A 19822-nucleotide genomic window follows, 5' to 3' on the forward strand; every position below is an offset into this window, starting at 1 on the left:
TCGGCTCCTTGTCGATGGCGATCAGCGGCCGGCCCAGCAGGTCCGCGTAGTCCAGGCTGCGCAGGTCCAGCTCCTTGGCGCCCTGCTGCTGCATCTCGAACAGCGACGGGATGACCTTGATGTCACACCCCGCCTCCTTCGCAGCATCCACGGCGCTGAGCATCTGATCCTGGGATATCTGGGTGATGGCGATGATCAGGGTCTTGGCACGCAAACCTTCCAAAACACGACCCAAATCATCCACCGTCCCGCAGACTTTCACGCCCAGCACCAAGGAATGGAGCAACTTGGGATCGTCATCGACAAACCCGACCACATGATAGCCAAGCTTTCCCTTCTGGTATTGGCGTACCAAGGTGCTTCCCAGTTCCCCGGCCCCATAGATGACTGCACGAGGCAACGATGCATTGTTTTGTTTGTTGAGCCGGTACAGCATGCTGCGGTACCAGATTCTGACGCCCATGACAAACAGAAATCCAAATCCGTCGGCAACTATAAGATAGGGTATCCAGGAAGTGGCAAACCCAAGGTAGAAGCCGATAATGCCTGAACCGAGGATGAACACCGGTACAAACCCGGCCAACCCGCGGCTGAGCAGGTCCAGCGAGCTCTCACTGATCCTGATCCGATAGAACCGGACGGCAAACAGGACCACGATGATCGCAATGATATTCAAATAGATGACCGAGTCGAACGCATAGGGAAAGGAGCCGAACACCACCCACGCAGCAAGGAAGCTGGAAGCGAGCAGCAGTACTGCATCGACAACCATAAGGAATACCCAGCGAACCACACGATTCTTCACCAATTCTTGCATGTACAACCCCTATACCCGGTGTCTACATAGCCCCTATATGAAGGTCGGTCCCCAAGGTATGACATAGGAGCGCAGGTAGCGCCACTATACCATGCCCCATTTTCTCTGTAAATGAACATTTATCGCCGGGAAGCAAGAAACAACCTAATATTCTCCTATTCCTACACCATCGGATGCAACGAACTCCACCGGCATGCTGACCCTGCGGATTACCTCGGCAAACTGGAACTCCACCATGACACGGCTGTGCCGGTAATCGACGGCGGTGATGGTACCCAGAAAGTCTTTCATCGGCCCTTCGATGATCTTGATCGGCTCCCCTTTCTTGAACACCGCCTTCGACGGTTTGATCGTTCCCTTGTTGTGCATGATCCAGGAAGCGTAGGCATAGTCTGGCCCACGCAACTCAATGGTCTTGTCCAGATTCTTCAGAAACCCATAGCAACCAGGAAGCCGATGGACTTCCGTACCCAAGGGGGAAAGGTCCTCCTCACTGGAAATCAACAGGTACCCGGGCAGGATCGGGTGATCAGTCATGATTTTCTTTCCCTTGCGCCGGTCGATCATGCGGCGCATCGGAATGAAAATCTCCACCATCCACTCTTCGCCCAATTCCCGACCGAAAAACTTGTAAAGATGCGAACGCATCCGCTCCTCGCCGCCAGTTCTACACGCAATGAAATAATAGTTCATAGTCGCCCATAGTAGGATAGTTTCGTCATTTTGTCAGTACTGCGAATGCCTCTTCCAGGCTTCTTCGCATCAAGGTCCGGTCCGGTTCCAAACCCGTCCAATTCCGTATGGCGATTGATCCTTGGTTGACAAGCATCCCCAGTCCGTCCAAGGTCTTCCAACCCGCTTCACGCGCTTTCTGAAGAAACGCAGTGTCCACGGGATTGAACACCACATCACAGGCAAGGCAGTCTTTCAGTCCCCCCTCGAATTCCACATTGATGCAGGCCTGCTTGTTGAACAACCCCACCGAAGTAGCCTGCACCGTAACCAGTCCATCTTCCTGCAGACGATAGGTGCCTTCCCATTTCTCCGTCCGGACGATGGTCTTGGAAATACCCTGCAGACGCTTGGCCACTGCCTGCGCCTTGTCCTCACTGCGGTTCACCAAAACCACTTCCCGAATCTCAGCAAGCACCAACTCGGTGGCAATGGCTGAAGCCGCCCCTCCGGAACCGAAGAGTATGACCTTCCTCTGTGCAATGTCCCCGAGGGCTTCCTTCAACGACTGGAGGAAACCTTTGCCGTCGGTATTATCCCCTACATAGGTACCGTCCGGTTGTCGGGTGATGCAGTTCACCGCCTGACACAGCCGCGCGCTCTCACTCAGGTCATCGAGGAAGGGAAACACCTGCTGCTTGAACGGGGCCGTTACATTGCCGCCTGCAAACTGCAACGCCCTGAGCCCCCACATGCTCGCTTCCAACTCCGTCGGTTGCACCTCGCAGGTGAGATAACGGCCCGGATGATTGAGTGCGGAAAAGGCTTCTTCCACCATATATTGGGTCGGGTTCCCCACCACAGGATTTCCTATGCAGAAATATAGGTCCGGTAGCGGTCCTTTCATCAAAGCTGCCAATGCATCCATAGATTCCTCCCTGTGTATTCTACTACAGAGTTGGTGATACGTCCAATTCCTACTGTTCTCTAGCAATTTATGCTAGATTATTAGTAACCTGTTGCAGTATAAAATGGATTTACCATAGTATGGGAGAGAAACAGGTATAACAATGGAATCCTTGGATGTCACACCCTATTTACAACCCACCACTTTACTCGATTTCGATGCCACGGATATACAATTCCTGGTCAGGAGCCGCAACTGGCGACGCCTTCAGAGTACCTCGGCGCAGGTGAATGCAATATTTTGCTACGTCCGTGATGAAATAGCATTTGGCTATGCAAAGCAATTCGCCCTTCACGCCTCAGAAATTCTTGTGCTCGGATATGGCAACTGCATCACGAAGACCACGCTTCTGATGGCTCTGCTGCGCGCAGTAGGCATCCCCTGCCGGTTGAAAGCCGGTATGGTCAGCAAGGTGTTGCATCGAGGACTCCTCCATGGGCTGTCCTATCGGCTCAGTTTCGACACCCTCTACCACAGCTGGGTGGAGGTTTGGTACAAGAACAACTGGGTGGAGATCGGGGGGCACATCATCGATCGTCCGTATCTGGAAAAACTGCAGGCGAAGTTTCCCGACTACATGGGTAGTTTCTACGGCTATGGCATCGCCGTATTGAATTTCCGCAACCCTCCCATCACCTGGGAGGAGGATGACACCTTCATCCAGAGCAAGGCGATCGCCGAAAGCTTGGGCACGTTCAACGACCCCGATGCATTCTTTGCCGCATTCCCGGAGGCGGAGAGCCGAACCCACACCTTGCGCTACCGCAAGATGCTCCGCCCCAAACTGAACGCAAGCATTGCAAAATTACGAACCAGATAAGCAGGGGGTCAACGGACTTGAATCGCTTTCTCGCCCTGCTTGGTCACATACCCGATGATCGGGAACCCTGTCTGGTTGCTGTAGGCCAATGCATCGGCCTCGCTGAAACTGAGGAGCAAACCACCGGACGTCTGGGGATCGAAGAGAAGGTCCTGATGCGCTTGGTCCAATTCGCCTTGCATGTCCACCAGCGGTTGCAGGTATTCACGGTTGTTGTACAGCCCGCCCGGATTCATCCCCATACCAGAATACTCCAAGGCTTCCGCAAACAGAGGAATCGAGTGGCCTTCCAACACGAAAGTCAAACCTGAGGCTTTGGCCATCTCCTGGGCGTGCCCCAACAACGAGAACCCGGTGATGTCGGTGGCTGCATGCACTGAGAAAGCTGCAGCCCGGTCACGGGCATATCCGTTGAGCGTCGTCATGCTTTCGATCGCCTTTGCGGCTGCCTGAGATGAAGCCACCCCGGCCTTCACTGCAGTATTGATGACACCGACCCCGAGGGGTTTGGTCAGCACCAGGACATCCCCTTCCCGGGCGCCCGCATTCGACCAGACGTTTCCCACCTCGGCGAAACCGGTCACACAAAGTCCATATTTGGGGGTCGGGTCGCTGATCGTATGCCCTCCGGCGATTACCGCCCCAGCTTCGGCAACCTTGCTCTGGCCGCCCAAGAGAATTTGTCTAAGCACCGAAAGCTCAAGACAGGAAGGAAAACACACCAGGTTCAAGGCTACCTTGGGTTGTCCACCCATTGCAAAGATGTCGCTGAGCGCGTTTGCCGCTGCAACCTGACCGAATACATAGGGATCATCGACCATGGGGGGAAAGAAATCGACGGTCTGGAGCATCACCTTCCCCGTGGTATCATCAAGCGAATACACGAAGGCGTCATCGCTGCCTTCATAGCCCTCCACCAGGTCGGGGCTCTTCATGACCGGAAGACTGTCGAGCACCTCGTGCAACTGAGAGGGCGACAACTTGGCGGCACACCCGCTGGTCTTCACCATCTGGGTCAATCTGACTTCTTGCATATGCGAATTCCTCCTTTCCTGGGCAACCTTCATACATCATCTCATGCCCGAAACTGAGGCATGCAGAAACAGTTAACCATTATTCGCTTAAAAATGCAATGGAAATCGTAGGAAATCGCTTCCTCAAAAACGGAGGGATACCGCAATTATTCCTCTTCAGGTTGCTGCTTATCAACGACGGTAGGGATGAAACGTTCGATAAAGGAAGCTTTCTTGGCCCGATAGGTAAGATAAAAGAAACCGGCTATGCTGAAGGCGACCGCCCCGATGAAATTGACGAACAGATCCTTCATTGTATCAATGAGCCCGATATCCAGATATCCGCCCAGCCCCAGGTCCTTTCCATTGACGGCGACCGACTGGATGTCGCTTACGGTGACCACCCGCAGGGTCTTGGTCGGGTCGAGGGCGGTGGTATGGAGCACATGGATGATCGTATCCTTCTGCATGTCGGTCCCAAAGAACATATCCATGAAGAACTCAAAGAATTCCCAGATCACCCCGATGGTCATCGAAAAACAGAAAGCGACGATGCAGACAAAGATTGGCTCCAGCCGAAAGGAGAACCGCTCGTTCTGGTTGAGGATGTCGACCAAGGAAAATCCGATGGCAGCTGCCAGAAAGCCGTTGATCGTATGCAGCATCGTATCCCACAGAATGACCGTCTCGTAATACGATCGCATCTCTCCCAGAATCTCAGCGGCAAAGATGAAGATCAGGATGATGTTCTCCAGGGTATCAGGGATGTCGATACGGGTATTCGTCTCGATCAAGGACGGAATGGCGAACAGCATCAGGGTGAGTACACACAGGAATACGTTTTCATAGTTTCGGTTGAACACCTGGGCTATCAGAATGAGCACTACGACCAGACGCAGGAAATAATGCACCAGGCGAGCGCTGTCGCGCTCCTTGATTATTTGTCTGAGCGTCTTCTTCTGGGGGGCTTTCCATCGTTTCATCAAACCATTGTGGGCTGAGCGTACAAACAGGTCAAGAGAGAAGACCAACCTTCCTGCCAAAAAGCTGAAGGGAATCGGAGCACAGGATGGCCAGAACCTTACTAGGTATTCCCACTTGCCGGACCACGTGCATGTGACTATATTTAAGTTGTTGCTAAAGGAATACTTATTTTGATACCCAAGGAAGGGAACCTATGAACAATGAACAACTGACACGTATGGCTACTGGAAAAGGCTTTATCGCTGCATTGGATCAAAGTGGAGGGAGTACGCCGAAAGCACTGCTGCACTATGGAATTTCGCAAGACGCGTACCAGAGTGAGGAACAGATGTTTGATCTGGTGCATGCCATGCGGACCAGGATCATTACCAGTCCGGCTTTCACCAAAGACCACATTCTCGCAGCGATTCTGTTTGAAAACACCATGGACCGCAGCATCGAGGGGATGCCCACCGCTGAATACCTTTGGAAGCAGAAAGGGATTGTCCCCTTTTTGAAAGTGGACAAGGGGCTTGCCGACCCGGCCGACGGTGTGCAGTTGATGAAACCCATCCCTGATCTGGAATCCTTGCTTGCACGAGCAGTGAAGCAGGGCATCTTCGGCACCAAGATGCGCTCGGTCATCAAGGAGGCCAATACCAAAGGCATCAAGCAGATCGTCGAGCAGCAGTTTGCGATGGCCAAGATCATCTTGCAGGCAGGCTTGGTTCCCATCATCGAACCGGAAGTGGATATCCACAGCATAGACAAACAGGCATCGGAGAATATTCTGAAAGTGGAGATTGCCAAACACCTTGCGTCCCTCAATGCAGAGGACAGGGTAATGCTCAAGCTCTCCATTCCGACCAAGCCCAATTTCTATGCAGCCTTGCAGAAAGAAGCGCACATGGTCCGCGTGGTGGCGCTCTCAGGTGGGTATACCCGGAACAAGGCGAATACACTGCTTGCCAAGAACCATGGATTGATCGCCAGCTTCTCACGGGCACTGACGCAAGATCTGCACGTCGACCAATCTGACGAGGAGTTCAACAAAATCCTGGCAACTTCCATCGCAACCATCTACGAGGCATCCATAACCTAAAACGGAACGGTTGTCTTCCCCGCTTCCGATTCCTCCGAAGCGGGGCGACACCAGAGCCCCCTGTCTATACCGAAAGCCGGACCATTACTGCCAGTCAACCTCGGTCTCGGGATCCAGCGGATAGACCGGACGGGGAAGCTTGGTATACGGAAGCGCAGAAAGCACTTCGTTGGTGCTTCCATCGGTGAGGGCCATGACCGAATATCTGCTGATCGCCCTGATCTCGGGTTCAAGATACCCGAGTTTGACGACGATCAACTTACGCTGTTCGGGTGCTACGCCCAATGCGCGCATCATATCAGGATCATAGGCTCCCACATGACGCGAGGTGACGACCACATCGATGCCGCCGACGTGCACCAAGGCAAGATCGACCTGGTTTCCATCCCAATCCCGTGTAAGGGCTTTGACCTGCATCCTCGCCTTGACCGGCGAACTCTTGCGTGTGTCGAATGCGGCGCCCAACGAGGCGTCAAGCCATGCACCTTCCCCCGATGCAAACGCTGCCTCGACCAGCTTGGGATCATAGAAGCATTGGTAGAGTGCCGGAGGATCAAGGTGGGAAGCTTCCGTATCGGCGAGCATGAGCTTAAGGAAGTTGGTCACATCTCCGCTGCTGCCGGCTGTCGGATTATCCCCACTGTCACTGATGACCACCGGAGCAAACTTCTCCACCTTCTTCAGGCACAGGGAGAGAGCGTCCTCGGGAAGATAGGTCTCATTGTAGAAATGGAACTCCTTTCTTCTCCGCCAAAAATTCCGGGCCAACTGCAGGGCGACCTTCTTCGCCGCTTGGCGGTTTGCATCGGCAACCACCAAAGCCACGATGCTGTTTGGTGCCGTATCGGCCCAGGGGAACCCCAACAAATAGGAAGCGGCCATGATGCCACGTTCCTGTTCCAACACCTTCAGCTGGGCCATCAGGCTTACCATCGGCTCGACGCTGGTCTCCGACTGTTCACCTGCTACGATCATGGGGATGCGCACCATCTCGATGACCGGCTTGGCTCCCTGTTCCAATGTCTGGATGATCATCTTCGCCGCATGGACCCCGGTTTCGAAGGTATCGGTATGGGGAGCACATTTGTAACCGACGAATCCGTTTGCGGCCTGCAGCATGGGTTCGGTAATCGTCGCATGCATGTCCAATGAGGTGATCAAGGGGACATCGGGTTGGATCTGCCGGATTGCCGAAAGCAAATCCCCTTCCGCCGATCCCAGTCCGGCGACCCGCATGGACCCATGCAAGGACAAGCAGATCGCATCGACGTGACCGGCCTGTTTAAGGGCATCCAGCAATTCAGATTTCAAGCTCAGATACACTTCCTGTTCCCACTCCCCGTTGGGAACAGCCCGGGCGATCAAAGTGGGAACCACCTCGTATCCCGCTTGCTGCAACGTCGAGACAACCCCTCCGATGCTGTCCTGCTTGATCGGACTAAGCATCTCAGCACCCCGTCTGATGCGGATATCCTGCCAACCGGCAAGAATGGGGTTGAACGTATTCGATTCATGGTGCATGCCACCGACAACCACTCGCTTCATAGACTCTCCTTCTCCAAAACACTGCGTAACACTGTGCTGTAACGCCATCCCTGATTCGACGTATCGCCTACCTGGGGAATGCGGAAAAACAACGAAAGCAGATTCACCGCCGCTCCTTCCGATGCATCGTTGTGGGCATTGGCAAAGACCACCTTGCCTGCCAGATCGGATGAAAGCAATGGTTGCACTTCAGTACAATAATCAGTAAGGAATCCTCCGAGATAAATGATCTGAGGATCGAGGACGGAGGCGATGCTGCGTAGGTTTCCAACCAATTCATCAAGGATGGCCGTTCGGATCGCCGCATCATGTTCCAGATCCTCCTTCCGTTTGCATCCGGCAGCCAATTGCCTGCCTTGTTCTGACCGGTTCATGAGGGCACTGATGAACTCTCCCGAGCGGGAATCCGAACCACGATACAACCTGCCGCCAAACACCAACCCCAAGCCGATACCGAAGGGGGAAACCCCGCTGGGAACATGCCCGCTGGGATACGTACGTGCCAACAGGTAGAGGAAATTGTCCTGGCGTTCGGCCGCCCCCTCATACAGGTAGCGCTGCACACAGCAGTTGGCATCATTTTCCAAGACCACGGGAAAGGGGAAGGTCTCGGCAAAGAAGGCGGAGAAATCACAATCCTTGAGCTGATGGGTCCAACAATCCCGCACCACCTGTCCATTGGTCTCCACAATACCGGGCAGGGCGATGCCCACCCCGAGGACGGGAATTCCTGCGCACAACCCGACCAACTGAGCCACCACCGTCTGTACCAATTCCTCGAACCGCTGCTTGGCATCGGCGGTATTGAGGAGGGGAAACTCAATCTGCTCGGAAAACACCACCGAACCGACGGGGTCGATGAGGGACGCCCATATGCTGTCGGCCAGCAGTTCCAGGCCGATGACCCTGCCGAAATCGCGGTTCAACTCCAGGGCAACCGCCCTGCGGCCCAACGAAACCGGCTCGATCTTCAGAGCGGCCACGCTGCACTCACGCACCAACCCCGCTTCCTGCAGACGATTGATGTTGTAGGTGACCGTTGAGGGCTGCAGTCCCAATTCCTTGGCTATGGCCACACGGGCTTTGGGCCCCTTGCGAAGAAGCTGGAGGATCAAAAGCGCATTCGCCACTTTCTGATACTGACTGTTGCCCACAATTTTTTTCATCAGGACCTCACGGTAGCCACCATCCGCTCGACTCGCCCGCGGTCGGTATGCTGGAGCAGGAACTCAGGCTGCCGAAGCAGACCGCCCATGTAGATATGATCGGGTCGGTAGGTCATCAGACTTGCATTCTCAGAGTGCAGATACATATGATATTCCTTCGCATGCAGGACGCTGTGCACCTTCTGGATGTTCCGTTCGGTTATTCCCGCCCCCGGCATGATCACAATTTTCTCTTTATAGCGCGCGAGCAAGTCTGAGAGCAGGTCCAAGCCTTCGGGAACCGAAGCCTCCTGACCGCTGGTCAACACCCGATGGACCCCGATCTCAATCAGATCCTCCATGGCTTCATACGGGTCGCGCGTCATGTCGAACGCCCGGTGGAACGTGACCTCCAAAGGAGAGGCCACCGCAAGCAACTGCTTCGAACGGACCTTGTCCACCCTTCCTTCCGGGGTAAGGATACCGAAGACCAGTGCGTTCGCACCCGCCTCCTTGAACAGGCGGGCATCGGCAAGCATGGTCTCGAACTCCACATCGGAATAACAGAAATCACCCCCACGGGGACGAATCATGACATTGATGGGAATCGTCGACTTTTCCTTGGCGACCTGGAAGGCTCCCAAAGTCGGGGTCAAACCCCCTTCGAACAAGTCGGAGCAGAACTCCACCCGACTGGCGCCGCCTGCCTCTGCGGCAAGAATGGACTGTACGGAATCGAGGCAAATCTCTATGGCTATATCGTTCTTTTTCACAACCTATACTCCTTCTCCATACTAGCATTGTATGGTCCGTGTTATCGAGGATAATTTTAATGGCGCTTATTCTTTCAACGCCCCTTCCCCGAATCCCTTGATCACCGACTCATGGGCGACAAGATAGAGGACGAACATGGGAATGGTTCCCACCACCAAGGCTGCGAATTGCAGACCGTAATCCTCATTGAGCCGACCGGCGAACGAATTGATTGCAACCGGAAGGCTGCGCATATCCTCTCCGCTGGTCAGCGTGAATACCATCAGAAACTCATTCCAGTTTCCCAGAAAACTCAGGATCGCCATGGTGGCCAACACCGGGGTGGAAACGATCAGGATGATCTTCCAGAAGATCTGGATGTAGGTCGCTCCGTCGATGACAGCAGCCTCAATGAGGGCGTCGGGAACCGAACGGACATAACTGGTGGCAAGCAGCACCGACATGGGAAGCCCGAACGCGATGTAGGGCAGCAGGACACCCAACCGGGTATTGTACAATCCCACCGTCGTCTCCATGATGAACAGCGGAGTGATAACCGAGTTGACCGTGATCAAGAGCCCCAGGGTGAACAGGCCGAAGTAGACCTTGCTGCTGGAAAACCCGAATTTTGTCAGGGCGAATCCGGCAGCCAAGGCAAGCAGGACGGTGGCTGCCGTGCTGATCGCCGAATACAGTACGCTGTTGAGGAAGGAAACCACCAGGTTACCGTATGCAAACGCCTTGCGGTAGTTGTCCCAGGTCGGAGATGCAGGAAGCCTGAGCGGATGCAGCATGATCTCTCCCATCGGCTTGAAGGAAGAGTACAGCATCCATGCCACCGGCAGGATGGTCACCAACGTGAACAAGACCAAGCAGATGTAGGAAACAATGGTTGTGGTATGGGAAATGGTTTGGGTACGGCCTTTCATTGCGTCCTCCTACTCGTATTTTTTTTGTGCTTTGCCGTAGATGCCCCGAACCAAGGAGATCAGGCCGACACTGAGCAGCACGATGATGATCGAAACAGCGCTTCCCTTACCGTAATTATGGAAGGTGAAGGTATGTTGGTAGAGATACAGCGCCATGACGTAGGTATAATTGACCGGACCTCCGGCAGTCATGGCATAGACGAGGTCGAAGCTCTTCAGGCTTCCCGAGATGGCCAGTACGGAACTGGTGAATATGACCGTACTCATTGCGGGCAGCACGATCTTGAAGATGATCGTCGACTCCTTCGCCCCGTCGATTACTGCAGCTTCGAATACGGAATTGGGGATGCGTTGCAGATTCGCCAGGAATATGACCATGTACAGACTGGTGTGCTGCCAAAGCAGGACCACCAGTACCGGAAGCATGGCAAATTTCTCACTCTCAAAGATGCGGACCACGTAATCAGGGTTGCCGCTGATCATCCGGACAAAGGTGGTATAGATGCCCACCGGGCTGAATACCCGGTTCCACAAGAGGGCGATGACCACCGAGGAAATGGTGATCGGAAGGAAGATCATGAATTCAAAGAACTTGGTGCCCTTGACCCATTTGCGGTGCAACAGATACGCCAACAGCAACCCCAGCGGGATCTGGCCGAACACGCTGATCAACATGATCTGCACATTGTTCCAGAGCGAACGGGCGAACACCGGGTCGCTGAGAATCTGGATATAGTTGTCCAACCCGTTGAAACCGGTCATCTTGAACCGTTTCCATTCGGTGAACGACAAGCCCAGACTCATGAAAATGGGGAAAATGATGATTGCCATATAGATGACGAAGGCGGGAAGCAACAGGGCATGGTAGCTTGCTCGTTTATTCAGTCTTGGCATGGGGACATACTCCTTGGAACGAGAGAACGTGCCGGTATACCGTAGTTACCGGCACGTCTGGATGAAATGCGCGAATCGTCAATCAGTCGCGGTTGGAATCGTTCTGGGCGACCCATGCCTCATACTTGCTTGCAATATCGGACGGGTTTCCGTTACCCATCATCATGGCCTGCAGATCGGTGTTGAGCAGCGTCACGCCTTCACCGTCCATGATCGAGTCAAAGACATACCCCATCGGATAGGTGGCGCTGAAAGTGACAAACTTGCCCTGCATGATGTCGAGCTTGGTCTTGGACAGGTCGAGGTTGTAGGAAGGAACTTCGCCGTACTGGGCGCGGATGGCAGCACCTTCAGCTCCGTTGTAGAACTTGATGAAGGTAAGTGCGGCCTCCAGCTTGGCCTTGTCCTTCTCCACTGCCTTTGCGATGCCGAAGCCTTCGGAGGCGACTGCACTGCTGGTGTTGTGGACGATCTCGCCGGGAAGAGCCGGGAATACGCGCATCTCGATGGCGTCCCGCTGCTCTGCAGGCAACTGGCTGTCCATGGCGCTGGTTCTCCAGGCGGCATCAATGAGGTAGACGGATTTCTGCTGGTAGAATTCCTGGTCGGCCTCGGTGTTGGACATCTGGTTCACGCCGGGGGAGAACAAGCCGTTGTCGCTCATCGACTTGATGATCTCAAGCGACTTTACGAACGGAGCCTCGGTGAAGGAAGCTTCGCCCTTGGCGGCCTTGAGAAGCCATTCACGGCCTCCAAAGCGCTCAATGAAAGTGCCAAGCAACCAGGAGTTGACTACCCAAGGGTCCTTGTTGCCCATGCTCATCGGATAGTAGCCGGCCTTGCGGATCACCGGGACCTGTGCCAGCAATTCCTCGAACGTCTTGGGATATTCAAGACCGAGTTTCTTCAGGATTGCAGTATTGGCATACACGGTATGGCATACGGCGAAGGAAGGGGGAATCATGTAGAGTGCTCCTGCAGAACCCTGGGGAAGCCAAGTGGCGGAAGCAAACTGACTCTTGAAGGAATCATCAAGATAGGGAGTAAGATCCAAGGTGAGTCCGGTCTCGGTCACATAGGCGGTACGGGCACCACCATAGCAGGTGAACAGATCGGGAATCTTCTTGGAAGCGGCCATCGACTGGAATTTCTGGTGGAAAGCTTCCCCGGAAGCATACTCGATGTCGAGTTTGATGTTGGGGTATTTCTCTGCAAATGCAGCCATGACGGCATTGTGGCCGGCATACTGATCATTGGCAGGATCGATCTGCATGTAGGCAGTCAGAACCACCGGACCTTCCGTGCTCGCTTCCTTCGTACCGGCAGCCCAGGTCAACGAGGCAACCATCAGGAGCATAAGAGTGAACAACAAAGACTTTTTCATGGAGAACTCCTTTAATTCATTCATTGAATTAAGTATTTAACTACATTGTTTGATTTGTCAAGAATTCTCGGTATATTTCAGTACAATTTTTACCTAGTGATGCAAACAGGTTGCTCCTGGCCTCCTTGCTTGCCGGAAAAACACCTGTTTGCTATGCTGGGACAATCGGGAGGCACCTGCATGGCGACGTTCGTCCCCTACAAGAACTACTTCTACAACCAATTCCATGGCATGGCTTCACTCATCGTCTGTTCGGTGGGCAATGAGCAGAGTTCACCAGGGTTCGTGCATGGTCCGGATGTCCGGACCATGTATTCCCTGCATTTCTGCCTGCAGGGAGGAGGAACGCTCCGGTCGAACAACCGGGTGCACAAGGTTGAGACAGGAGATCTGATGCTCGTCTACCCCAACATCAAGGTGTACCCGAAGGCTGACCATCAGAATCCTTGGGAAATGTGTTGGGTGGGATTCACCGGGGGTGATGCCCGCCTGCTCACCGATGCCATCGGGTTCTCCCCCCTCCATCCGGTGATCAAGACGAATCCATCCAGCAGGGCTCGGATCGAGGAGACGTTCCGGGACATCTACAGCTGCCGGGGGGACCGTCCGGCACAGATCGTCGGCATGACCGGCAAGCTGTACACCTGCCTGTCCTTTCTGATGTCCCAGACCAGCCATGCCTTCCCCCACAATCCTGGACGGGAATACATAGAACCGGCCTGCGAGTACATCGCCCTCAATTATGCAAAAAAGATTACGATCGAGGACATCGCAACCGCCACCGGGGTCAGCAGAAGCTGCCTGTACCGCGCTTTCATGGCGAATCTTTCCCAATCCCCGATCGAATACCTGAGTGCCTATCGCATCAAAGTGTCATGCAATCTGCTGGAAAAAGGAGAGCTCTCCATCAAGGAAGTCGCCTATGCCTGCGGATTCTCCAATGCGCTGTACTACAACCGGGTGTTCAAGAAAGTGATGGGCTTTCCACCCACCAACTATCTTGACCACCTTTCTGTTTAGACGGCATACCCCAGGGCCTGGGGAAGCGAGAGGGAAATGGACGGAAACACCACGATCAATACCAGGACGATAATATAGGTGACGTAAAACGGGAGAAAGCCTTTGATGACCTTCTCGATGGGTTTGTTCGCGATTGCACACCCTGCCCACAGGGAAGTTCCGACCGGAGGGGTCAACAGACCGAGGCCGAGCGTCAGGACCATGATGAGGCCGAAGTGATACGGGTTGAACCCGAAGGACATGGCCACCGGATAGAGAATCGGAGTCAACAAGATGAGCAGGATTCCCATATCCATGAAACATCCCAGGATTACCATCATGATGATCATCAAGAGCATGCCGACGGCGGGGCTGGAGGATATGGACATCAGGGTATTGGCCACCAAGGTAGGCACCTTCAGATACGACAGACAATAGCTGAATGCACTGGAGGTGGCGATGATCGCCATGATGGTTCCCAAGGTCTTCAGGGACTTCATCAGGCATTGCATCAATTTGTGCATCGTCATCGTCTTGTAGACGAACATGGTGATGACCAGTGCATAGACGGCGGCGATGGCTCCGGCTTCGGTTGCCGTGAACACCCCGGCGACGATTCCCACCGCCACGATGAGGATGGTCACCAACCCGAGCAATGCTTCGCGTATGATGACGATGTTCTCTTTCCATGATTTTTTCTCGGAGATGGGATACTTCTTGCGTATGGCGATGATGAAGGAAACAGCCATCAAGGCTACGGTCAAAAGCAGACCGGGAAGGTAGCCGGTGATGAACATGGTGCTGATCGAAAGCCCGCTTCCTGCAGCCACCACATAGAAAATCATGTTCTGGCTGGGGGGGATGATGATGCCTTCCACCGAGCTGGTACAGGTGACGGCGATTGCATAATCAGCGTCATACCCTTCCTTGACCATGGCCGGGATCAGAAAGGATCCAATGGACGAGACGTCGGCGATGGAGGAACCGGAAATGCCTCCGAAGAACATCGAGACCAGGCAGTTCACCAAGGCCGTGCCCCCACGGACCCGTCCGATGAGGACATTGGAGAACTTGGTCAGGCGGTCGCTGATCCCCCCATCGGTCATGATCTGCGCCATGATGATGAAGAAGGGAACACACATGAAGGTGAAACTGGTGATGCCGGTGGCCATTTTCTGAAACAGATTGAAAAACGGAATGCCTAAATACAGGCCGGTGAACAGGGAAGCCACCCCGAGAGCGAAGGAAATGGGAAAGCGCAGGAGCATCAGCAGCACCAGGCTTCCGAACAGGATCATGATCCCTACCGAAGTGCTCATACCGTACCTCCACGCTCAATCGTCAACTCCTCGATGGTCTTCACTGCATTCTGTTCCGCTTGATAGGCGGAGACGGGTTTACAAAGCACGATCAGGGCGTTGAGGGCGGAATACACAAGCATCAGAATGCCTCCAGCCACCAAGGGGGCATAGAGCCAGCCTTGGGAAATATGGGTTGCAGGTTGCGGTTTGGGCAGGTTGAGCTTGGTGATCATCCATCCATAGCGAATCATTTCAGCAAAGAACCAGACCAACAGGACATGGCGAAAGAGGTCCGCCAGTTTGCGCAGAACCGGGGAAAGGTGGTTGTACAGGAAATACAGGGCGGCGTGGTCGTCGGTGAAAATATCAATGGGCATGCACAGGTACCCAAACCAGACCAACAACATCAAGGTCACTTCCTCCGACCAGCTGAACGGCGCATTGAATACGAAACGCATCACGACCTGAACAAAGGTGATCAGGGTGGCAACAATCAACAGAATGCTGCTCAGATAGCGTTCAACATGGACGAACCGTTCCAATTGTTTCCGTACGGTGTCCAACAAATTCCGTGGTTTCTTCATGGTTCTTCTCCAAATACAGACGATTCCTTCCTGCACCGATGTCCAAACACAGGTAATGCAGACAGGAAGGAATCAAGAAACAAGGTACGTTCGTACTTAGCGAACTGCTTTGATTTGCTCGATGATGGTCTTGTACTGCGGGTACATGTCATACATCGGGGAGACGGCATTCTGGAATTCCTTGCTGTCCACTTCGAAAATCTGGCAACCGGCTTCCTCAACCTTCGCACGGGACTCGTTTTGGAAATCCATCATTGCCTGGCGCTGCCATACGGCGGCTTCCTTGGCGGCATCACGTACTGCCTGCTTCTGGCTGTCATCCAGCTTGTCCCATGCCTTCTGGCTCATCAACAGGACGGCTGGAGGTGCCATGTGCCCATCCAAGGAGAAGTACTTGGCGACTTCATAATGGCCGGAGGTGTAGTAGGAGACGAAATCGTTCTCTGCTGCATCGATGACACCGGTCTGCAGACCCTGGTAGACCTCACCATAGGCCATTGGGGTGGCGGCTCCGCCGAGCAGTTCAACCATCTTGATGGCGACTTCACTGGGCTGGACGCGGACTTTCAGGCCTTTCATGTCGGCAAGGCTCTTAATGGGTTTCTTCGTGGAGTAGAAGTTGCGGGAACCTGCTTCCCAGAACTCAAGTCCGATGATTCCGTATTTCTTCAGGCTCTCCATGACCGACTGGCCGATGGATCCATCCAGAACCTTGTATTTCTGATCGGTGCTGGTGAAAATGTACGGCAGGGTGAATACACCCACTTCATCGGCGGTGGAAGCCAATGCGGACGTATTGACGCGGGCGAAATCAAGACTGCCGATCTGCACCTGGTCGATGGTCTCACTCTCGTTGCCGAGCTGGGCATCCAGATACACATCGATCAAGACGCTGCCGTTGGTCTTCTGTTTGACCAGATCGGCAAACATCAGCATGCCCTTGGAGATGGGATTGTTCGCCGGCTGGTTCTCAGCAAGCTTGAATTTCACTACGGCGGGACCGGCACTCTTGGTTTCGGTTCCCCCTTGGGCAAACAGCGTGGTTGCCAGCAACAGTACCAAACATACGGTCAAAAGCTTTTTCATCGTTTGATCCTCCTTGAATATTACTTCCATGCAAGCAGTTTCTCTGCCGATTCATGGTCGATGAACAAATGCCAATCGGGATGGGTCTTGAGCAAGGTAGCGGGAACCATCGGATCCACAGACCGGGTGATGGTGTGGTACACCGCCTCGGCTTTCACGGCATGGGGGACCGATGATACGATGTGCCGTGCAGAGAGGATCTGCTTCGGGCACATGGTGATGGCCATCTGCGGTACATCGCCGATGCTCCTGAACCACCCTTCTCCGACCTGTTGCTGCTTGCATCGTGCGTCGAGGGTGACCACCTTGTAGGCAAGATCGGTGTCGAAGTCGGCCGGGGGATCGTTGAAGGCGATATGCCCGTTCTCTCCGATCCCGATTACCCCGACATCCACCGGTTTCTTGCGCAGCTCTGCACTCAGAGCCGCAATGTTCGCCTCTACATCACCTTCGCCGTTCACAAAGTGGGCAGCCTTCAGACAGACTTTGGAAACGAAGCGTTCCTTCAGGTACTTCCGAAAACTGGCGATATGCGATTCACTCAGTCCGACATACTCATCGAGATGGAACATTTCCACCTTGGACCAATCAACCGCCTCCTGGGTAAGGGCTTCCATAGTCTCGAACTGACTGGCTCCGGTTGAAAGTATGATCCGTGCTTCACCGTTTGCAGCAATCGCCTCATTTAGGAGATGTGCAATGGTGCGGGCCGCTTTTCGGCCCAGTTCCTGCGGATTATCCGCAACTGAAATGGTAATACTCATAGGTACTCCTCATTGGTGATGATATGGTGCAGGGGATGTGTCACCGTGTGGTGGACACTTCGACTCCTGATACAAACACTCTCTGTATGGTGATGTTCTGATCGAACAGCAGCAGGTCCGCCTGCTTGCCGAGTGCAATGCTGCCGGTTTCCTGATCAAGACCCATGAAGCGCGCGGGCAGCAACGAAGCCGAGCGAACCGCTTCCCACATCGAAAGGCCGACGCTCTCGATCAGGGTACGGACGAGCCGGTCGCAGGTGGCGACACTGCCGGCAAAGCAGCTTCTGTCAGGCATCTTGGCGATTCCGTCCTCGACAAATACCGTCTGCCCGCCGTTGATCGGTCCCAGGATGGAGGGCCCGTTTCCCTGTCCGGCAGCCCGCATGCTGTCGGTGCAGCAGCAGATCTGCTCATGATCCTTGCATTGGAAAATGAGCCGCAGCAGGTCGGGAGGCAGGTGCATACCGTCGGCGATGACCTCGACGGTCAGTCCATCGATCAGATATCCGCTTTCCACCACGCCCAGTACGCGCCATCCATCCTTTCGGGTGATACTGGACATGGCTGAGTAAAAATGCGTCAGATGTTTGAAGCCATGGTCGAATGCCTCGCGCATCTCTTCATACGTAGCGCAGGTGTGGGCTGCCGAGATCTTGATACCCATGGGAATCAAGGTGTCGGCCATTTCCAAGGCGCCGGGAAGCTCCGGTGCCACCGACCAGCGCTTGATCGCCCCATCGGCGTAGTCGACGATGCGCATATAGTGTTCTTTCTCGGGAAGCCTGAGATATCGGCTTTCCATCGCCCCCTTCTGCTCTGGACAGAAATACGGACCTTCCAGATGCAGGCCGCTTAGGTGCGGCATATCCTCTTTCCTGCAGCGTGCCTGCTTGAAGATGTCAATGGTACGAAAAAGATCCTCATCGCTGGAGGCAAGGGTGGTCGGCAGGATGGTGGTCGCACCGAAGTGCAGGTGGGCTTTTGCTGCTTCGCAAAAAGCATGCAGACTGCCGTCCATGTAGTCATACCCTCCGCTTCCGTGGGTATGGATGTCCACAAACCCGGGACTGAGATACAGGGACCGGCAATCTATGATGGTAGTTGCACCGGCTTTGATCGACGGGGGGACCGGTTGCACGCCGAACGCTTCGATACGCCCTTCGTTTTCAAGCAAATATGCATCATCAAGCACCTTGTCTTCCAAGATAAGCTGTGCGTTGATAAACAATTGCATGGTACATTCCCCCTCACGTAATCACACAAACCGTGTTCTACTGGAGCAATGCTAACACCGCTTGTATCCATGCGCTATACACAATTGTTGCAGGAATATAGCAATTTGATGCAATCAAATCGAATGAAGGGTCAGAACGTTGGAGGGAAGGCAGGTATATGCTCATAGGCAACCGCCATACCTACACCCTCCGATCATCTGCGTCTCGCACCCAAGGTCGCAGAACGCCTGACAATACGGATAGGCTCGCTTTCCCCGGCATTTCTCGAAGTCATTGCACAAAGTTGGCTTTCAGATGATGAGCCGGATGCCATGAAAGAGTTTGGATCATCGCCTCTGAAGAACATCGAAAAGAAATTGTATAGAGATTGCAGGAAGCCAAAAAAAGACATTTGCCTTGGAAATATCCTCTCTGAAACAAGCTCGTCCCGCTTCTTCTTGGGAAGTGATCCTGGAACCTGGCCGGCAACCTATGAGACAGGACGAAGGATTGCTCTCTTCGCTCCCCTGCCCTGTTGTCAGGCAGGCTTTCTCAGAATCCAAACTTCCCGTTCCGAAAGATCCTCTGGGTCCTATCCCGGTCTCTCGGTTTGTTGGCCTTATTCAACCATCCGGATATGAAGAAAGCATGCAGAAGGTGTGAAATGAATGTACATTGATACAGTATACAAAGTCACAGTCCAGACAAATTCGGACATATCCGAGCAACAGCTTGCCAAATCAGCAATTTCCCTTTCCAGAGAGAATTGAAAGCCACTGCAACATCGCATCCCCTACCATATAGTATGAAATTCGCTCCTTTAACTTAACATATTTCATGATATTAGCAATTATTACTTGCGTAAATCAT

At 53.8% G+C, this 19822-nt stretch carries 19 protein-coding genes; 3 read left to right on the forward strand and 16 right to left on the reverse strand.

From position 1 onward, the window contains the following. The 3 genes from AB7C91_RS11545 to AB7C91_RS11555 form a co-directional block, all read right to left on the reverse strand. Nucleotides 1-817 (reverse strand): nucleoside-diphosphate sugar epimerase/dehydratase (locus AB7C91_RS11545; protein WP_428591618.1); only part of this gene is annotated, 817 nt, incomplete at its 3' end. Between the two features lie 144 nt (nucleotides 818-961). After that, the gene (gene nusG, locus AB7C91_RS11550; protein ID WP_428591621.1) at nucleotides 962-1510 is read right to left on the reverse strand and encodes a transcription termination/antitermination protein NusG; all 549 of its coding nucleotides are present in this window, start codon (nucleotides 1508-1510) and stop codon (nucleotides 962-964) included. Between the two features lie 25 nt (nucleotides 1511-1535). Then, nucleotides 1536-2417: a shikimate dehydrogenase family protein gene (locus tag AB7C91_RS11555; protein ID WP_428591624.1), complete on the reverse strand. Its 882-nt coding sequence runs from the start codon at nucleotides 2415-2417 to the stop codon at nucleotides 1536-1538. A gap of 142 nt (nucleotides 2418-2559) precedes the next feature. Here AB7C91_RS11555 and AB7C91_RS11560 point away from each other — a divergent pair, with 142 nt between their 5' ends. After that, nucleotides 2560-3276 (forward strand): transglutaminase-like domain-containing protein, encoded by a 717-nt coding sequence (locus tag AB7C91_RS11560; protein WP_332446236.1) that lies wholly within the window; start codon nucleotides 2560-2562, stop codon nucleotides 3274-3276. A gap of 8 nt (nucleotides 3277-3284) precedes the next feature. Here AB7C91_RS11560 and selD read toward each other — a convergent pair whose 3' ends face one another. Then, nucleotides 3285-4310, reverse strand: coding sequence for a selenide, water dikinase SelD (gene selD / locus AB7C91_RS11565; protein WP_428591627.1), 1026 nt, complete (start codon nucleotides 4308-4310; stop codon nucleotides 3285-3287). Nucleotides 4311-4456: 146 nt separating this feature from the next. Next, nucleotides 4457-5272 carry a hypothetical protein gene (locus tag AB7C91_RS11570; RefSeq protein WP_332446234.1) on the reverse strand — a complete coding sequence of 272 codons (816 nt, stop codon included), beginning with the start codon at nucleotides 5270-5272 and terminating at the stop codon, nucleotides 4457-4459. Between the two features lie 194 nt (nucleotides 5273-5466). Here AB7C91_RS11570 and AB7C91_RS11575 point away from each other — a divergent pair, with 194 nt between their 5' ends. Then, the gene (locus AB7C91_RS11575; protein WP_428591630.1) at nucleotides 5467-6354 is read left to right on the forward strand and encodes a fructose bisphosphate aldolase; all 888 of its coding nucleotides are present in this window, start codon (nucleotides 5467-5469) and stop codon (nucleotides 6352-6354) included. An 84-nt stretch (nucleotides 6355-6438) separates the two neighbouring features. Here AB7C91_RS11575 and AB7C91_RS11580 read toward each other — a convergent pair whose 3' ends face one another. From AB7C91_RS11580 to AB7C91_RS11605, 6 genes are all read right to left on the reverse strand, one after another. Beyond that, nucleotides 6439-7899: a M81 family metallopeptidase gene (locus tag AB7C91_RS11580; RefSeq protein WP_428591633.1), complete on the reverse strand. Its 1461-nt coding sequence runs from the start codon at nucleotides 7897-7899 to the stop codon at nucleotides 6439-6441. Then, nucleotides 7896-9065: an ROK family transcriptional regulator gene (locus tag AB7C91_RS11585; RefSeq protein ID WP_332446231.1), complete on the reverse strand. Its 1170-nt coding sequence runs from the start codon at nucleotides 9063-9065 to the stop codon at nucleotides 7896-7898. Before AB7C91_RS11585 ends, AB7C91_RS11580 begins: the two co-directional genes overlap by 4 nt. Then, entirely contained in the window at nucleotides 9065-9817 is a 753-nt protein-coding gene (locus tag AB7C91_RS11590) for a copper homeostasis protein CutC (RefSeq protein WP_428591637.1), read from the reverse strand. Before AB7C91_RS11590 ends, AB7C91_RS11585 begins: the two co-directional genes overlap by 1 nt. Before the next feature lie 66 nt (nucleotides 9818-9883). Further along, nucleotides 9884-10726: a carbohydrate ABC transporter permease gene (locus AB7C91_RS11595; RefSeq protein WP_332446229.1), complete on the reverse strand. Its 843-nt coding sequence runs from the start codon at nucleotides 10724-10726 to the stop codon at nucleotides 9884-9886. A 9-nt stretch (nucleotides 10727-10735) separates the two neighbouring features. After that, on the reverse strand, nucleotides 10736-11620 hold the full coding sequence (locus AB7C91_RS11600; RefSeq protein ID WP_332446228.1) for a sugar ABC transporter permease: 885 nt from the start codon (nucleotides 11618-11620) through the stop codon (nucleotides 10736-10738). Nucleotides 11621-11702: 82 nt separating this feature from the next. Further along, nucleotides 11703-13004 carry an ABC transporter substrate-binding protein gene (locus tag AB7C91_RS11605; RefSeq protein WP_332446227.1) on the reverse strand — a complete coding sequence of 434 codons (1302 nt, stop codon included), beginning with the start codon at nucleotides 13002-13004 and terminating at the stop codon, nucleotides 11703-11705. Between the two features lie 180 nt (nucleotides 13005-13184). Here AB7C91_RS11605 and AB7C91_RS11610 point away from each other — a divergent pair, with 180 nt between their 5' ends. Continuing rightward, nucleotides 13185-14024 carry an AraC family transcriptional regulator gene (locus AB7C91_RS11610; protein WP_332446226.1) on the forward strand — a complete coding sequence of 280 codons (840 nt, stop codon included), beginning with the start codon at nucleotides 13185-13187 and terminating at the stop codon, nucleotides 14022-14024. Here AB7C91_RS11610 and AB7C91_RS11615 read toward each other — a convergent pair. The 5 genes from AB7C91_RS11615 to nagA all read right to left on the reverse strand — a co-directional run bounded on the left by AB7C91_RS11615 (nucleotide 14021) and on the right by nagA (nucleotide 18972). Continuing rightward, on the reverse strand, nucleotides 14021-15322 hold the full coding sequence (locus AB7C91_RS11615) for a TRAP transporter large permease (protein ID WP_332446225.1): 1302 nt from the start codon (nucleotides 15320-15322) through the stop codon (nucleotides 14021-14023). The two genes, AB7C91_RS11610 and AB7C91_RS11615, sit on opposite strands and share 4 nt — an antisense overlap. Next, nucleotides 15319-15888 (reverse strand): TRAP transporter small permease, encoded by a 570-nt coding sequence (locus AB7C91_RS11620; RefSeq protein WP_332446224.1) that lies wholly within the window; start codon nucleotides 15886-15888, stop codon nucleotides 15319-15321. Before AB7C91_RS11620 ends, AB7C91_RS11615 begins: the two co-directional genes overlap by 4 nt. 96 nt (nucleotides 15889-15984) lie before the next feature. After that, nucleotides 15985-16974: a TRAP transporter substrate-binding protein gene (locus AB7C91_RS11625; protein WP_332446223.1), complete on the reverse strand. Its 990-nt coding sequence runs from the start codon at nucleotides 16972-16974 to the stop codon at nucleotides 15985-15987. 20 nt (nucleotides 16975-16994) lie between these two features. Next, nucleotides 16995-17738, reverse strand: coding sequence for a glucosamine-6-phosphate deaminase (locus AB7C91_RS11630; protein WP_332446222.1), 744 nt, complete (start codon nucleotides 17736-17738; stop codon nucleotides 16995-16997). 40 nt (nucleotides 17739-17778) lie between these two features. Then, nucleotides 17779-18972, reverse strand: a complete 1194-nt coding sequence (nagA, locus tag AB7C91_RS11635) for an N-acetylglucosamine-6-phosphate deacetylase (protein WP_332446221.1) — start codon at nucleotides 18970-18972, stop codon at nucleotides 17779-17781. Nucleotides 18973-19822: the final 850 nt, after the last annotated feature.

The sequence above is a fragment of the Sphaerochaeta sp. genome (assembly GCF_050256055.1).
GTDB lineage: Bacteria > Spirochaetota > Spirochaetia > Sphaerochaetales > Sphaerochaetaceae > Sphaerochaeta.

Bases quoted from the DNA above. Each gene is read 5' to 3' on its own strand.
- nusG (WP_428591621.1), bottom strand. From the start codon at position 1,510: ATGAACTATTATTTCATTGCGTGTAGAACTGGCGGCGAGGAGCGGATG.
- AB7C91_RS11555 (WP_428591624.1), bottom strand. From the start codon at position 2,417: ATGGATGCATTGGCAGCTTTGATGAAAGGACCGCTACCGGACCTATAT.
- AB7C91_RS11560 (WP_332446236.1), top strand. From the start codon at position 2,560: ATGGAATCCTTGGATGTCACACCCTATTTACAACCCACCACTTTACTC.
- selD (WP_428591627.1), bottom strand. From the start codon at position 4,310: ATGCAAGAAGTCAGATTGACCCAGATGGTGAAGACCAGCGGGTGTGCC.
- AB7C91_RS11570 (WP_332446234.1), bottom strand. From the start codon at position 5,272: ATGAAACGATGGAAAGCCCCCCAGAAGAAGACGCTCAGACAAATAATC.
- AB7C91_RS11575 (WP_428591630.1), top strand. From the start codon at position 5,467: ATGAACAATGAACAACTGACACGTATGGCTACTGGAAAAGGCTTTATC.
- AB7C91_RS11580 (WP_428591633.1), bottom strand. From the start codon at position 7,899: ATGAAGCGAGTGGTTGTCGGTGGCATGCACCATGAATCGAATACGTTC.
- AB7C91_RS11585 (WP_332446231.1), bottom strand. From the start codon at position 9,065: ATGAAAAAAATTGTGGGCAACAGTCAGTATCAGAAAGTGGCGAATGCG.
- AB7C91_RS11595 (WP_332446229.1), bottom strand. From the start codon at position 10,726: ATGAAAGGCCGTACCCAAACCATTTCCCATACCACAACCATTGTTTCC.
- AB7C91_RS11600 (WP_332446228.1), bottom strand. From the start codon at position 11,620: ATGCCAAGACTGAATAAACGAGCAAGCTACCATGCCCTGTTGCTTCCC.
- AB7C91_RS11605 (WP_332446227.1), bottom strand. From the start codon at position 13,004: ATGAAAAAGTCTTTGTTGTTCACTCTTATGCTCCTGATGGTTGCCTCG.
- AB7C91_RS11610 (WP_332446226.1), top strand. From the start codon at position 13,185: ATGGCGACGTTCGTCCCCTACAAGAACTACTTCTACAACCAATTCCAT.
- AB7C91_RS11615 (WP_332446225.1), bottom strand. From the start codon at position 15,322: ATGAGCACTTCGGTAGGGATCATGATCCTGTTCGGAAGCCTGGTGCTG.
- AB7C91_RS11620 (WP_332446224.1), bottom strand. From the start codon at position 15,888: ATGAAGAAACCACGGAATTTGTTGGACACCGTACGGAAACAATTGGAA.
- AB7C91_RS11625 (WP_332446223.1), bottom strand. From the start codon at position 16,974: ATGAAAAAGCTTTTGACCGTATGTTTGGTACTGTTGCTGGCAACCACG.
- AB7C91_RS11630 (WP_332446222.1), bottom strand. From the start codon at position 17,738: ATGAGTATTACCATTTCAGTTGCGGATAATCCGCAGGAACTGGGCCGA.
- nagA (WP_332446221.1), bottom strand. From the start codon at position 18,972: ATGCAATTGTTTATCAACGCACAGCTTATCTTGGAAGACAAGGTGCTT.